Origin of the sequence: Campylobacter sp. 2352 PW (assembly GCF_024723575.1) — a bacterium.
Classification (GTDB): domain Bacteria; phylum Campylobacterota; class Campylobacteria; order Campylobacterales; family Campylobacteraceae; genus Campylobacter_D.
The window spans coordinates 127344-141234 of sequence record NZ_JANQCX010000001.1; the positions used below are offsets into that span (position 1 = coordinate 127344).

General features: G+C 29.9%; 15 protein-coding genes. 1 reads left to right on the forward strand and 14 read right to left on the reverse strand.

Annotation, left to right across the window (positions count from 1 at the left end):
- Window position 1: 1 nt before the first annotated feature.
- From purU to CAMP5121_RS00750, 14 genes are all read right to left on the reverse strand, one after another.
- On the reverse strand, window positions 2-829 hold the full coding sequence (gene purU / locus CAMP5121_RS00685) for a formyltetrahydrofolate deformylase (protein WP_257938485.1): 828 nt from the start codon (window positions 827-829) through the stop codon (window positions 2-4).
- Entirely contained in the window at window positions 826-1935 is a 1110-nt protein-coding gene (locus tag CAMP5121_RS00690) for a CCA tRNA nucleotidyltransferase (RefSeq protein ID WP_337214505.1), read from the reverse strand. Before CAMP5121_RS00690 ends, purU begins: the two co-directional genes overlap by 4 nt.
- Window positions 1904-2341 carry an effector protein CiaD gene (gene ciaD, locus CAMP5121_RS00695; protein WP_337214506.1) on the reverse strand — a complete coding sequence of 146 codons (438 nt, stop codon included), beginning with the start codon at window positions 2339-2341 and terminating at the stop codon, window positions 1904-1906. The genes CAMP5121_RS00690 and ciaD overlap by 32 nt, the downstream gene beginning before the upstream one ends.
- The gene (locus CAMP5121_RS00700; RefSeq protein WP_087699331.1) at window positions 2338-2586 is read right to left on the reverse strand and encodes a hypothetical protein; all 249 of its coding nucleotides are present in this window, start codon (window positions 2584-2586) and stop codon (window positions 2338-2340) included. The genes ciaD and CAMP5121_RS00700 overlap by 4 nt, the downstream gene beginning before the upstream one ends.
- A 61-nt stretch (window positions 2587-2647) precedes the next feature.
- On the reverse strand, window positions 2648-3820 hold the full coding sequence (locus CAMP5121_RS00705; RefSeq protein WP_337214507.1) for an MFS transporter: 1173 nt from the start codon (window positions 3818-3820) through the stop codon (window positions 2648-2650).
- A gap of 2 nt (window positions 3821-3822) precedes the next feature.
- Window positions 3823-3990, reverse strand: coding sequence for a hypothetical protein (locus CAMP5121_RS00710; protein WP_337214508.1), 168 nt, complete (start codon window positions 3988-3990; stop codon window positions 3823-3825).
- Between the two features lie 2 nt (window positions 3991-3992).
- On the reverse strand, window positions 3993-4328 hold the full coding sequence (locus tag CAMP5121_RS00715; protein WP_263702116.1) for a chaperone NapD: 336 nt from the start codon (window positions 4326-4328) through the stop codon (window positions 3993-3995).
- The gene (locus tag CAMP5121_RS00720) at window positions 4315-5241 is read right to left on the reverse strand and encodes a WD40 repeat domain-containing protein (protein ID WP_337214509.1); all 927 of its coding nucleotides are present in this window, start codon (window positions 5239-5241) and stop codon (window positions 4315-4317) included. Before CAMP5121_RS00720 ends, CAMP5121_RS00715 begins: the two co-directional genes overlap by 14 nt.
- A gap of 4 nt (window positions 5242-5245) precedes the next feature.
- A complete protein-coding gene (locus tag CAMP5121_RS00725; RefSeq protein ID WP_263663122.1) occupies window positions 5246-5764 on the reverse strand; it encodes a nitrate reductase cytochrome c-type subunit in 519 nt (172 codons plus the stop codon).
- Window positions 5754-6545, reverse strand: a complete 792-nt coding sequence (napH, locus tag CAMP5121_RS00730; RefSeq protein WP_337214510.1) for a quinol dehydrogenase ferredoxin subunit NapH — start codon at window positions 6543-6545, stop codon at window positions 5754-5756. The genes CAMP5121_RS00725 and napH overlap by 11 nt, the downstream gene beginning before the upstream one ends.
- Window positions 6542-7291 carry a ferredoxin-type protein NapG gene (gene napG / locus CAMP5121_RS00735; RefSeq protein WP_337214511.1) on the reverse strand — a complete coding sequence of 250 codons (750 nt, stop codon included), beginning with the start codon at window positions 7289-7291 and terminating at the stop codon, window positions 6542-6544. Before napG ends, napH begins: the two co-directional genes overlap by 4 nt.
- 2 nt (window positions 7292-7293) lie before the next feature.
- Entirely contained in the window at window positions 7294-10068 is a 2775-nt protein-coding gene (napA, locus tag CAMP5121_RS00740; protein ID WP_337214512.1) for a periplasmic nitrate reductase subunit alpha, read from the reverse strand.
- 169 nt (window positions 10069-10237) lie between these two features.
- On the reverse strand, window positions 10238-11032 hold the full coding sequence (gene flgG, locus CAMP5121_RS00745) for a flagellar basal-body rod protein FlgG (RefSeq protein WP_039626513.1): 795 nt from the start codon (window positions 11030-11032) through the stop codon (window positions 10238-10240).
- Window positions 11033-11049: 17 nt separating this feature from the next.
- Window positions 11050-11862 carry a flagellar hook-basal body protein gene (locus CAMP5121_RS00750; protein ID WP_039668554.1) on the reverse strand — a complete coding sequence of 271 codons (813 nt, stop codon included), beginning with the start codon at window positions 11860-11862 and terminating at the stop codon, window positions 11050-11052.
- Window positions 11863-11997: 135 nt separating this feature from the next.
- Here CAMP5121_RS00750 and rpoD point away from each other — a divergent pair, with 135 nt between their 5' ends.
- Complete coding sequence (gene rpoD / locus CAMP5121_RS00755; protein WP_337214513.1) at window positions 11998-13875, forward strand: RNA polymerase sigma factor RpoD; 1878 nt, start codon at window positions 11998-12000, stop codon at window positions 13873-13875.
- Window positions 13876-13891 lie beyond the last annotated feature (16 nt).

The window sequence follows — 13891 nt, forward strand, 5'->3', positions numbered from 1 at the left end:
TTTAAAACACTATCGTTTTATTTTCGTGTATAAAAATCCTATCATCAAAGACCAAATCCAAAGCCTTAGAAAAAACATTTTTTTCCACATTACGTCCTGCTTGTTGCATAGCCTGCCAAGAATATTCATGAGTAACTGGTATAACATCTTGGGTGATAATTGGCCCCTCATCTAAGTTATTATTTACAAAATGCGCTGTTGCGCCTATAATCTTTACCCCTCTTTCATAAGCTTGCTTATAAGGATTAGCTCCTATAAATGCAGGTAAAAAAGAATGGTGGATATTAATAATCTTTCCTTCAAAATGCTCCACAAAAGATGGAGATAATATTCTCATATATTTTGCTAAAACAATATAATCAAACTCGTATTGTTTTAAACACTCTAGTAATTTTTCTTCATGCTCTTGCCTACTTAAATCCTGCGCTAAAATAGTATGAAAAGGTATGTTAAATTTATCCACTAAAGGTTTTAATATCTCATAATTTGCAATAACTGCTTTAATATTTGCGTTAAATTCCCCACTAAATTGGCGGATAAGTAATTCACCCAAACAATGAGTTTCTTTGGTAGCTAAAACAATAATATCTTTTTTTCTCTTTGGTGTAATTTCAATTTGTGCATTATCAGGAAGCATAGCCTCAAGCGTTCCTTTAAAAGCTTTTATATCAAGCTCACCTTCTAAATGCGCTCTAAAGAAAAAACGATTTTCTCCAACAAATTCATCATTTTTTATAATGTTGATTCTATATTTAAAAATAACATCTGAAATTCTATAAATCAATCCTTTTTCATCACTACTTGAAATTTTTAAAATATATTCATTCATTTTTGCTCCTTTATATAGTTTTTTAATTCTTGTAATCTTCTTTTTTCAAGCTCAATTCCAAGCTCTTTCCCACTAAATCCTTCCTTTAGTAAATCATTTGCACTAATTTTACTTTTAAAAGCATGATAATATAAATTTAATTTCTTTGCTTGTGCCATACGCTCATTATCCCAAAGTCCAAGCCATTTGCAAAGTGGTATTTTTAAAGCAATTTTAGCTAAATTAAAATCATCAATTTTACCTAAAATAAATTCTTGTTCACATTTTTTTAATAGTTCTTTTTTTAATTTTGTTTTATTGAAAAATTCCTCTTTATTTATATGAAAAAAATTCAAATACAAATATAAATACAAAGCCTCATCATAAATTAATTTTTGACTATGCTCTAAAAGTTTTTCAAATTCTTCATTACAGCTTTGATAAAAAAATATTTTTTCTTCTAACTTTAAAATTTTGAAATACTCATAAGCTTTATTTAGTCTTGAAGTTTTAAAAATTTTATAAAGTTCATTATTAATACGCTCTTTAGATAAATCACTTATATCCATAGTTTGCATTAATTTTAAACTTTCTTTTGCAATTGTTAAGTCAAACCTGCATGCAAAAGAAATTCCACGAAGCACTCTTAAACTATCTTCAACAAAACTTATATCATCAATATGTCTTATAATCTTTGCTTGTAAATCTTGCAAACCATTAAAAAAATCTAAAAACTTAAAATCAAAAATATTTACCATCAATGCATTAATGGTAAAATCCCTTCTTTTAGCTCCTTCTTGTTCATCATTACAAACTTTAACCTCAAAACCTCTATGGCCTGTAGAAATTTTATTTTCATAACGCGCTAGAGCTAAATCAAATTTTTTGTATTTATATACAAAAAAACTTTTTCCTACTCCATTTGCACCAAGTTTTTGCATAAGCTCATCAAAAAGCTTAGGCTCAATATCATAAATTTCTATATCATAATCATCACTAGATAAATCTAAAAAAGAATTCCTTACACAACCACCTACCAAATAAGCTCTTTGTGTGTAAGGTTTAAGTATATTTTTAATTCTTAAAAAATCATGATCATTTTTTAAGTCTATCTTCAATCTTTGCAAGTAAAAACTCTAAAAAAGTAATTGTAATATCTAGTCTTTTTTCTATATGCTCATCTTTAGTATTTTTTAATCCTTCAAATAAAACCAAAATACGCTCTCTGATATTTTTTAAGAAAAATTCTTCATTATTTATAATACTTTCTTCTTTTTCCTCTAAAGCTTCAACCTTAATAATCATAGCTTGTTTATCTTCTTTAACTTTTACTTCTAAATCATCTAATTCTTGGATCAATTCTTGCGCAACTTGATTAATCTCTTTTTTTATTTTATCTTCTTGGATATTAGTATTTTTTTCTTGAGTAATTTCCTCTACCATAGGAGTAAATTCATCATTTTTACTTTTTTTATTATCTAACTCTGAATTAACTTCACTTATGGCCATTTTTGCTAAATCTTCTATATTCATAGTTTTATTAACCACCTTTTAAATTCATTAACTTCTTCTTCGCTTTTCATATTAACAAAAAAATCAAGCATATCATAATTTAAATCTTCATGATTAGAACGCAAACCACTTAAACGCCTTATAGCATCAATGGCATTTTTATTTTGCGGATCTTGCTTTAATATATTTTTATAAATCTCCAAAGCTTCATCTTTTAAACCTTGCGCCTCATAAATAGAAGCTTCTGTTACTGTATATCGCATTATCAACTCACAAAAAATAAAATGTCAAAATTCTAACAAAAAAGACTTTAATTTATTTTAATTTTTACTTAATCACAGGAGCTTTATATGCTAAAAATACAAAAATATTAAGTATTATAGCTACTGTAATAAGCATGATAAAGCCTAAAGTAAAATTTCCAAAACTATCATGGAGCATACCTATAATCCAAGGTGCTTGAGCTGCTATTAAATACCCTATGCCTTGTGACATGGCAGAAAGTTTAGCTGCTATAAAAGAAGTTGAACTTTTTATAGCAATAAACAATAATGAAATTGTAAAAACCCCACTAGATGCAAAACCTAAGAAAATAGCTGCTAACAACAATACTAATTTTACATCACAAAAAAACACCAAAATAAAACTTAAAACATATAAAAAACCCAATATTATAATAACAAAACCCTTAGCATGAGCTCTTAGTTTTCCTAAAACAATAGGTAATAAAAACGCCACAGGCATACCTATGATTTGAGAAAGTAATAAAACATTAGAACCAAAATCAATTTCAAAACCTTTTTCACTTATCATCACACTAAGCCAAGCAAAAAGACTATAAGATAAAAAACTTTGCAGTCCCATTACAATAGTAACTTTCCAAGCTGTTAAATTCAAAAAAAGATTTATTTTATTGATGTTTTTCTTCTTAGGACGCAATAATCTTTTGTTTTTCAAATGCGGAAAATAAAAAATCAAAGCAATCAAAGCTAAAACAACCCAAAAAAACATAGCTTGAGGCACCTCAAAAATTTTAAGCAAAGGAAGCGATAAAGCCACTCCAGCAATTGAAGATAAACCTATAATTGATCCATATAAACCCATTATTTTATAAGCATTTTTTGCAAATTTTTCTTTTACAAAAGAAGGTAATAAAACATTAGCTATTGCAATGCCTGCCCCAATTAGAAAAACCCCAGAAAATAAACCTATATTACCCCCATAACTTCTAATAAACTCTCCAAAAACAATTAAACACAAAGCAAAAAACAAAGCTTTAATTTGCGAAAAATACGCCACGAAAAAAGATATAAGCCCAAAGGCTATCAAAGGTAAAGTTGTAAGCATTCCTGCTAAAGCTGAATTTATCTTATAATATTCTTGAATATATTCTATCATAGGACCTATAGAGGTTATAGGCGCTCTTAAATTTAAAGCAAGGGTAATTACAACTAAAATATTAATCCAAAAGAATTTTTTATATGAAATTTGTGTATACATGATTATTTTTGATTTAATATATTTTCAAGGTATTTTTGTTTACCTTGCTTAATATTTTTTTGTTCTATTTGCTTTTGTTGTTTTACTACTTCATTTTCCTTAGAAAAATAAAAATGATCAATAATAAAAACAGAAGAAATGATAAAAATCAAAGGAATCAAAAAAACCATAATCAATACTTTCTAAAGACATTGCCATAGTATTCTATATTATCTTTTTTTAAATTCTCATCAAAAGCATTTGCCTCAAAATTTGCTTTTAAAATTTTTTCTCTTTCTTCGTCTAAATCCTGATAAGAAAAAACCATATTAATACTCACTACCCCATCAAGCTGCTCTAATTGTTTATATGCTTTTAACTCATCATCTAAATTTTCACTTTCTATTACTACTATAATTTTTTCATCCTGAGCTAATTCCACACTACAACAAGGTGTTTTTTGAATTTGCTCTTTGAGTTTTTCTACTTTTTCTTCTTTGGTTAAAATCAACACACTAGAAAGATTCATCTATACTCCAAAATATAATTTTATCTTCATAACCTGCACTAATAAGCTTATGCTCATTTAAAAATATAAGATATTCTAGCAAAAAATCTTTATTTTGGAATCTTTTTATTGTTTTTAGGTTTTTAGTATTTACAAGTTCTATAACATTTTTTTCATTATCTCCAAAAGCCGCTATTGAGCCATCTTTATTTAAAGCACAAGTATAAATCAAAAAATCTCTTTCTATGTTTTTTTCTTGATCATTTTTCACTATGCCTAATTTTCTATCAGTACTACAGCTTGCAATAATTGTGTTTTTAAAATCAAGTTGATAAATATTATCCTTGTGAATATTCTTATAACTTTTTATTTTTTGCCATTTCTTCACATCAAAAAGCATTAGCTCGCCACTTTCAAAACCTGCCACTAATTGAGTTTTAGTTTCATTTAAAACCACATCACTTAAGCTTGAACTAGAAAAAGTAAAATTTTTTACAACGCTTTTTGTTTTTAGATCAAAAAGCTCTATATTAGAACCTAGCAAGGCTAATAAAATAGTATTATCATCTAAAAACAAAGCTTTTTTTGCTCCATCATTAGCTAAATCATAGCTTAAAAGTTGTTTATTTTTATAAACATATAATTTTTTACTTCCAAAATCACCTTCACTTAAAATCAAAATAGCCCCATTTAAGTAATCAATACTATAAATTCTGGGGCTAAGATTTTCTTCGTAAAAATTTTTAATCTTATCTAGCTGAGTGATTTTTTGCATTTTTTTATCTTTAAGGAAATATTGTTTTATCTCTCCATTATCAAGTCCTATAAGCAAACTATTATCAGCAAGCTTTAAAGCGTTTAAATTTGAATCAAGCTTAAGCTCATAACTCAATGCATAAATACTCATTAGTAAGATTAAAAACATTTTTTTCATAATTTTATTTTACACCTTCATTTAAAACATCTAAAAGATTAGATTTTTTCTTTGATTCTTCGCTTTTAAATTTTGCTTCAAAGCTATTTCCTACCAAAGGTTTAGCATCACTTTGTGGCACATGACATTGTGTACAATTAAATCTTGCATCACTTATCATATCTTTAGTAGATTTGTTTTTTCTTAAATCAAAATAATGACTACTTGGAAGTGGTGTAGCTCCAACATCTTTAGCAATAGTCTTATCATGACAACTTAAGCAAATATTATTATCCTTAGTAATTGGAAGCATATCCTCTAAAGTGTGCGGGATTAATGGCGGAGCATTTTCAAACGATCTTTCAATCAAAACAGACTCACCAGCCACTGCTTGAGAATATTTTGCATCCAATAATTCTACATTTTCACTTTCTAAACTTGTTTTTCTTAAACCTATATCTTTTGAATCAACACTTTTAACAGCAAGCCCACAAGCACTTATTAAAACAGCTGCTGCTAAGGATAAAAAGATTTTATTTTTCATTTTCTCTCCTTAAATTTATTATACTAAAACCTAAAGCATCATCACCGCAAATATCAATACATTTTCCACATCTTATACACTCACCTGATTTTACATCTTGATTTTCTTTACCTATCATCCAAAGCACTTGTTTTTCGGGGCACACTCCAAGACATTTATAACACTTAGTGCATTTTTGTAAGCTATATCTTACTTTTAACAATGAAAAATGCGAACTTAAAGCCCAAAAAGCCCCTAAAGGACAAAAATGCGAACAAGTAAACCTTGGACTAAAAAATGTATCTATACAAAAAATGATCAAAGCCATAAAAAGCCAAGAAACACCGCCGAAAATAATCCCTCTTTGGATTATTCCTATATAAGAAAATTCCTCAAAAACAGGAAAAGAAAAAAGAAAAGAAAAAATCAAAACAAAAGCTAAAACATAATAACGCAAATTTTTATTTACATTAAAAACTCTTGCTTGATTAAAACCTAATTTATTTCTAATAAAATAAGCAAAATCAGTAATGATATTGACAGGACAAACCCAAGCACAAAATGCTCTTCCAGCAAAAATAGCATAAAATAAAAATACTATCAAAGCACCACTTAAAGCCATCAAATCTACTTGCAAACTTGCCAAAGCAAGTTGAATAAATGCAAAAGGATCACTTAGTGGCACCGAAGAAAATAAAACCGAAGAGCTTAAATTTCCTTTTAATATAAAATTAAATACACCAAAAGAAAAAAAAGTTAAAATAGACAATTGCACTATTCTTCTTAAAATAAGATACTTCATAGCAATTCTCCATTGTTAAGATAATCTTTAGCCTTATTTTTATTGAAATTTTTATCTGTGTTTACATCTTGCAAACGCTTTTCATCTTTTTCATCCCAACCTTTGATGTAATTATCCCCAGCTTTTCCTAAAACAAATTCTCTAGGCAAAACTTTAATGGCTGCTTTTTGTGTTATACAAGCTTTTTCACAAATCCCACATCCAACACACACTTCATGATCTACCACAGGTAGTAAAAATGCATGCTTTGCTGTTCTTTCATTGCGTTTTGTTTCAAGTTTTAATGCTTTATCTATTAGAGGACAAGCTCTATAACATGCATCACATTGAATTCCCCAATAAGCAACACAACTTGCACTATCAATTATAACTATACCCATTTTTGTTTTATAAATTCCATCTTTTTGCTCTAAATATTTATGATCTAGAGCATTTGTAGGACAATCCCTTATACAAGGTATATCCTCACATAACCTGCAAGGATTTTCTCTTGCTACAAAAAAAGGTGTACCATTTTTAGCACTATTTTCTAAATTTGCTAACTTTAAAACATCATAAGGACAGGCTTTTACACAAAGTCCACATCGTATACATTTTGATAAAAATTCTTTTTCATCATCTGCCCCAGGAGGTCTTAAAAAATACTCCTGATTTGAGCTAAATGCTAAACTTGCCAAAAATGCACTTCCACTTCCTATGCATAAAAGCTTAAAAGCAAAGGCTAAAAATTCTCTTCTATTTTTCATTTTTATGCTTTAGTAATTTTTACGGCACATTTTTTGAAATCTGTTTGATTAGACAACGGACAAGTTGCATCTAGTGTAACTTTGTTTATATATACATTCTCATCAAACCAAGGTACATACACAAGGCCTTTAGAGGGTTTATTTCTACCACGAAAATCTACTCTAGCTTTTACTTTACCACGACGTGATTCTACCCATACAATATCACCTTGATTAATTTTCATAGCCTTAGCATCATCTTCATTCATATAACAAAGTGCTTCAGGTACTGCACGGAAAAGCTCAGGAACCCTCATGGTCATAGTTCCACTATGCCAATGCTCTAAAACCCTACCAGTACATAACCAGAATGGATATTCTTCGCTTGGTCTTTCAGGTGCTTTCATAAATGGTCTAAAGAAAATTTTTACTTTGTTTTTTAAACTATATTTTTCTTTAGTTTGTGGAGCTAGTAAATCTCCTTTTGGTAATTCTTTAGCAAAATCACCATAAAACGCAAAGTCTGAATTTGGAGCGGCTTTTTTAGCATAATAATCAAATTTGGTATTAAATCTCCATTGAGTTTCTTTACCATTTACTACAGGCCATCTTAAACCCCTTACTTTATGATAAGTATCAAAATCAGCTAAATCATGCCCATGACCTAAACCAAATTTGCGGTATTCTTCCCATAGATATTTTTGTACAAAAAATCCATATCCATTAAATTCTTTACCATCACTACCTATAACTTTTCTCTCATCACCAAATACTTCAGAATTATCAAATCCTTTTGCAATAGAATCGTTTGCTTTGAAAGATTTTGCTTCTTTATTAGCAAATAATACATCATATAAAGTATCATCTTCGCTATAACCCATAGCTTTAGCTTCTTCTAAAACACTTGGTAGGGTAAGCTTATCATTTACCTTAGTTTCGCCCCAAACTTCTTTTAATTTAAAGCGTTTTGCAAATTCCATGATTTGCCAAGTATCACTCATAGCTTCACCTACAGGCAGCACTTGTTGCTTCCAGTGTTGAGTTCTTCTTTCAGCATTACCATAAGCACCCCATTTTTCATAAATCATAGCACTTGGTAAAATTAAATCTGCCACCTTAGCGCTAATTCCTGGGTAACAATCACTCACAACGATAAAATTATCCATTTCTCTAGCTGCTGCTATCCAGTGGTTTGCATTAGCAGTGTTTTGCCAAGGATTATTTACTTGTACCCAAGCAAATTTGATATTTCCATCTTCTAAATCTCTCATGATTTTTAAGTATGGAGCACCTGGTTTTGGATTAATCGTTTTTGCAGGAACTTTCCAAATTTTTTCACTAATTTCTCTGTGTTTAGGATTTGCAACCACCATATCAGCAGGTAAACGATGTGAAAAAGTCCCTACTTCTCTTGCAGTTCCACAAGCACTTGGTTGTCCTGTTAATGAAAACGCACCACTTCCTGGCTTAGCTTGTTTACCGAGTAAAAAATGCACCATATAAGCTTGCTCATTTACCCAAGTACCTCTTGTGTGTTGATTAAAGCCCATAGTCCAAAAGCTTACAACTTTTCTATTTTTTTCTATATATAAATTTGCTAATTCTTGAAGTTTTTTCTTAAATTCTTCTATGCTTTCATCTTCATTACCCTTAGCAACTTTAGCAACATAATCAAGTGTATAAGGCTCTAAAGCTTTTTTGAAATCTTCAAATGAAATTTCCCAATGCGCATCAGGAGCATTTTGGTGTTTCATTTCAAATTTATCGCCTGCTTTTACACCCAAATAAGCCAAAGATACTGCTTCTTCTTCATCTACAATAATAGCATTTTGTTTTACTACGGTATCTTTTTCACTTGCTTTAAATTTAGGATGGTTTGGATTATTTCTCATTCCATAACCAATATCAGCATAACCTGTTGTAAAAATACAATGTTTTTCAATAAATTCTTTATCCATAGCTTCAGGATGATTATAAACAATCTCTCTAGCGATATAATTCCAAATAGCTAAATCAGTATTTGGTTTGAAAATGATTTCAGTATCTGCTATATGAGAAGTTCTATTAGAAAAAGTAGATAAATTTACGATTTTAACTTTATCTAAATTACTTAATTTTCTATCACTTACCCTTGACCATAAAATCGGATGCATTTCTGCCATATTTGCACCCCAAGTAATAATAGTATCAGTAAGCTCTATATCATCATAACAACCAGAAGGCTCATCAACCCCAAAAGTTTGCATAAAACCAACAACAGCACTAGCCATACAATGACGTGCATTTGGGTCTATATTATTTGATCTAAAACCAGCTTTTACTAATTTTGCAGCAGCATATCCTTCTTGTATAGTATATTGACCACTTGCAAAAATTCCAATCCCCTCCGCACCTTTTTCTTTGTAGGCTTTTTTGAATTGTTTTTCCATTTCATCAAAAGCTCTTTGCCAAGAAACTTGTTGAAATTTTCCTTTTTTATCAAACTCACCTTTTGCATTTACACGAAGTAAAGGTGTTACTAAGCGATCTTCTCCATACATAATTTTTGCATTAAAATAACCTTTAATACAATTTAATCCACGATTTACCGGAGCTGCTGGGTCTCCTTTTACAGCGACAATTTTACCATCTAAACTTGCAACTAAAATTCCACAGCCTGTACCACAAAATCTACAAACAGCCTTATCCCAACGCCATTTATTCTCAGTATTTGCAAGTACACTACTTGGAACACTAAGGCCTGCAACACCACAAGCACTAGCAATAGCGGTATTTTTAATGAAGTCCCTTCTGTTCATTATATCCCTCGTTATTGTTTATTTATGTATATAAAGAATACATAAATAAAATATTACTATGATTAGTTTAAATTTAAATTATAATAGAGAATATTTTACAAGTATTTATAAATAGGAGTTTTTTAGTATTTTTTAATATTTTTTGCATATTATAAAACGCTAGTTAATTCTAGCGTTTTAATTGATTTACTATACCAAGCATATCATCACTTGTAGTGATTGCTTTTGAGCCTGCCTCATAAGCTCTTTGCCCTGTGATAAGATCTGTCATTTCTTCTACAAGCTGAACATTACTAAGCTCTACAAAGCCATGTTTGATTACAGAAAATCCATTCTCTCCAGCTATACCTGCAATAGGCGCTCCACTTGCATCAGTTTCTACTAAAAGATTATCTCCCAAAGCATGCAAGCCCGCTGGATTAATAAAATTTACAAGCTCAATTTGACCTATTTGAGTTTCAGCTGTATTTCCTGGTTGCATAACAGAAACCGTTCCATCACTTGCTACGTTAATAGCTGTAGCATCCTCAGGTATAGTCATTTCCGGCAAAAGTCTATAACCATCTGAATTTACAATATTTCCTTCAGCATCTTTGGTAAATTGACCATTTCTAGTATAAGCTATAGTTCCATCAGGCATTTGAATTTGGAAAAAGCCATTATTACCAGCGATTGCCATATCAAGACCTGAAGTTGATGTTTGTTTTAAACTACCTTCACTAAAAATTTTACTCACAGCTGTCACTCTTGAACCAAGACCCACTTCTATACCACTTGGGTGTTTTGTGGTACTTGAGGTTGAAGTACCTGCGTATTTCATCGTTTGATACATCAAATCTGCAAATTCCGCACGCGATTTTTTGTAACCTACTGTATTAACATTTGAAATATTATTTGAAGTTACATCAATTTGTGTTTGTTGTGATACCATCCCTGATGCTGCTGTGTACAATGATCTTAACATTTTATCTATCCTTAGTTTTATTTAGTACTTGCTAATTTATTAATAGCTTCTTGATTTAAATCATCCATATGAGATGTCATAACTTTTTGATACATCTCAACCATTCTATTTGCTTCGATTAATCCTACCATTTCTGTAACTGGATTAACATTTGAACCTTGAGTAAAACCTTGCTTAATGGCATTTGAATTTGGCAAATCTCTAATTTTGTTTAAATTATCGATTTTATACATATTATCGCCATCTTTTTGCAAATCTCTTAAATCATCAACTTGCGCTACGAATAATCTTGCTATATCTTGATTAGATGCACTGATGATTCCATTTTTATCCACATTAATAAAAGAAGTGGAATTTCCTATGCGTATACCATCGTTTTCAGGATTGTTAAAATAATCACTGCTTAAAACTCTATACCCTTGACGATTTACCAAATATCCCTCATCATCAAGCTGGAAATTTCCATCTTGACTCAATCTTACCTCACCATTATTTGTTTTAATTAAATAAAAAGTATCCTCACGAGTAAGAGCTAAATCCAAAGGATTATGCGTCATTTTCATAGAACCTACGCTAAAATTTGTATAGACGTGATTAACTTGTGGAACCCTATCTATAGTTGTATTTACAAATCTTGCAGCATCTCTTGTATGATTTTGTATAGGTAACTCATCTTGAGTTTCTTTAAAAATCCTTTTAAAATCTGCAATAACAACATTATCTCTTTTATAGCCACTTGTATTTACATTTGCTAGGTTATTAGTTACAACATCTAAGCGATTAAACTGCGTAACCATAGCACCAGTGGCTTGATAATACCCATTTTGCATTGTTTTTCCTAACTAAAATCTTAATTTTCTACACGATAAAGCAAAAGCTATTCCAAAATGTTTTTATTTGTTTTTAATTAATTTTTAGGCATAATATTTAGTTTTACACTCATTACTTAAATACAAGGGGTATCCATGGCTAATGAAACTAATGTTTTAGAAGAACTTTTCAAAGAAAATTCCAAAGATTATATCACATATGAAAAACTTGTCAAGTATTTTGCAAAGCTTCCAAATGCAACAAGTGCAAAAAAAATCCGCGATTTAATGGATAAACATAAAGTAGAATTAATTTCTTCAGCTGAAATTGCTAAAAAAAGAAATTTAGAAGAAGCAAAAAAACTACAAGAAGAAAAACAAAAATTACAAGATACAAGTTTAGAAAATGAATTTGATTTAGCCAATGAAAACGATTTGCTTGAATGGAGTAGATCAGACTCTCCTGTTAGAATGTATTTAAGAGAAATGGGACAAATTGCTCTTTTAAACAAGGACGAGGAAGTTGAAATTTCTAAAAAAATTGAGCTAGGTGAAGACATTATCATTGATGCTTTTTGTTCTGTGCCTTATTTGATAGATTTTATACTTGATTATAAAGAACCTTTAATCAATAGAGAAAGAAGAGTAAAAGAGCTTTTTAAAAGCTTTGAAGATGATGATAAAAGTGATGATGATAAAAGTGATGACGAAATAGACTCTGAAGAAGAAAATGAAAACGAGGAAAATGAAAGCTCAAGTGAAAAAAAACCTAAAAAAGCAAGTAAAAAAGAAGACGAAAGAACCTTAAAAGTTATAGAAAGTTTTAAGGCCTTAGAAAAAGCAAAAAAAGAATGGTTAAAAACCATATCTACTATTAATGCAGAAAAAAATGATGATGAATTGTTAGATAAACTCATAATTGCTTTTAAGAAAAATATATTAAAAGAAAAACTAATGGATCTAGGTCCAACTTCAAAACTTATCTCTGAAATAGTAAAATCCATGGAAACAGCTTTAAAAAGCGATGAGGAATTTGACAAAGAATTAAAACGCTTAGAATATCGCTTGCCAATGTTTTCAGAAGAATTAAAACAAAGACACCAAGATATCTTAAAAGATATTACAAAACTTAGCAAAGAAGAAATCGCTGAACGCGCACTAGAAACTACGATGGTAAGCACTTATATGGAGATTAAAAAACTCATTCAAACTAAAGAGGCTAGCCAAAATTCTTTTGATTTAGAAAAAGATCAACTAAAAGAAATTCTAGAGCAAATAAAGCGCGGTAAAAAAATCTCAGATGAAGCTAAAACCAGAATGGCAAAATCAAATTTACGCTTGGTTGTAAGCATTGCTAAAAGATATACTAACCGTGGATTACCGTTTTTAGATTTGATCCAAGAAGGCAATATAGGCTTAATGAAAGCGGTAGATAAATTTGAATACAAACGCGGTTATAAATTTTCAACCTATGCAACTTGGTGGATTAGACAAGCCATTTCAAGAGCTATTGCTGATCAAGCAAGAACAATTAGAATTCCTATTCATATGATAGAAACTATTAATCAAATCAATAAAATCATTCGTGAATATTTACAAAAAGAAGGTAAAGAACCTGATGTAAGTATTATTGCTAAAGAAGTAGGACTTAGCGTAGATAAAGTAAAACAAGTGATTAAAATCACTAAAGAACCAATTTCTCTAGAAGCACCTATTAGCAATGAAGATGATGGTAAATTTGGAGATTTTGTAGAAGATAGAACTTCAATTTCACCTATGGATCACATCTTAAAAGATGATTTAAAAGAACAAATTGATGAAGTTTTAGATCAGCTTAATGACAGAGAAAAAGCTGTTATTAGAATGCGTTTTGGTTTAATGGATGATGAAAGTGATAGAACCTTAGAAGAAATCGGCAAAGAACTAAATGTCACAAGAGAAAGAGTAAGACAAATAGAAAGCTCAGCCATAAAAAAACTCAAACACCCAAAAGTTGGTAGAAAACTTAAAAATTATATAGAAGGTTGGAAATAATCCTTGCTAAAAAGCA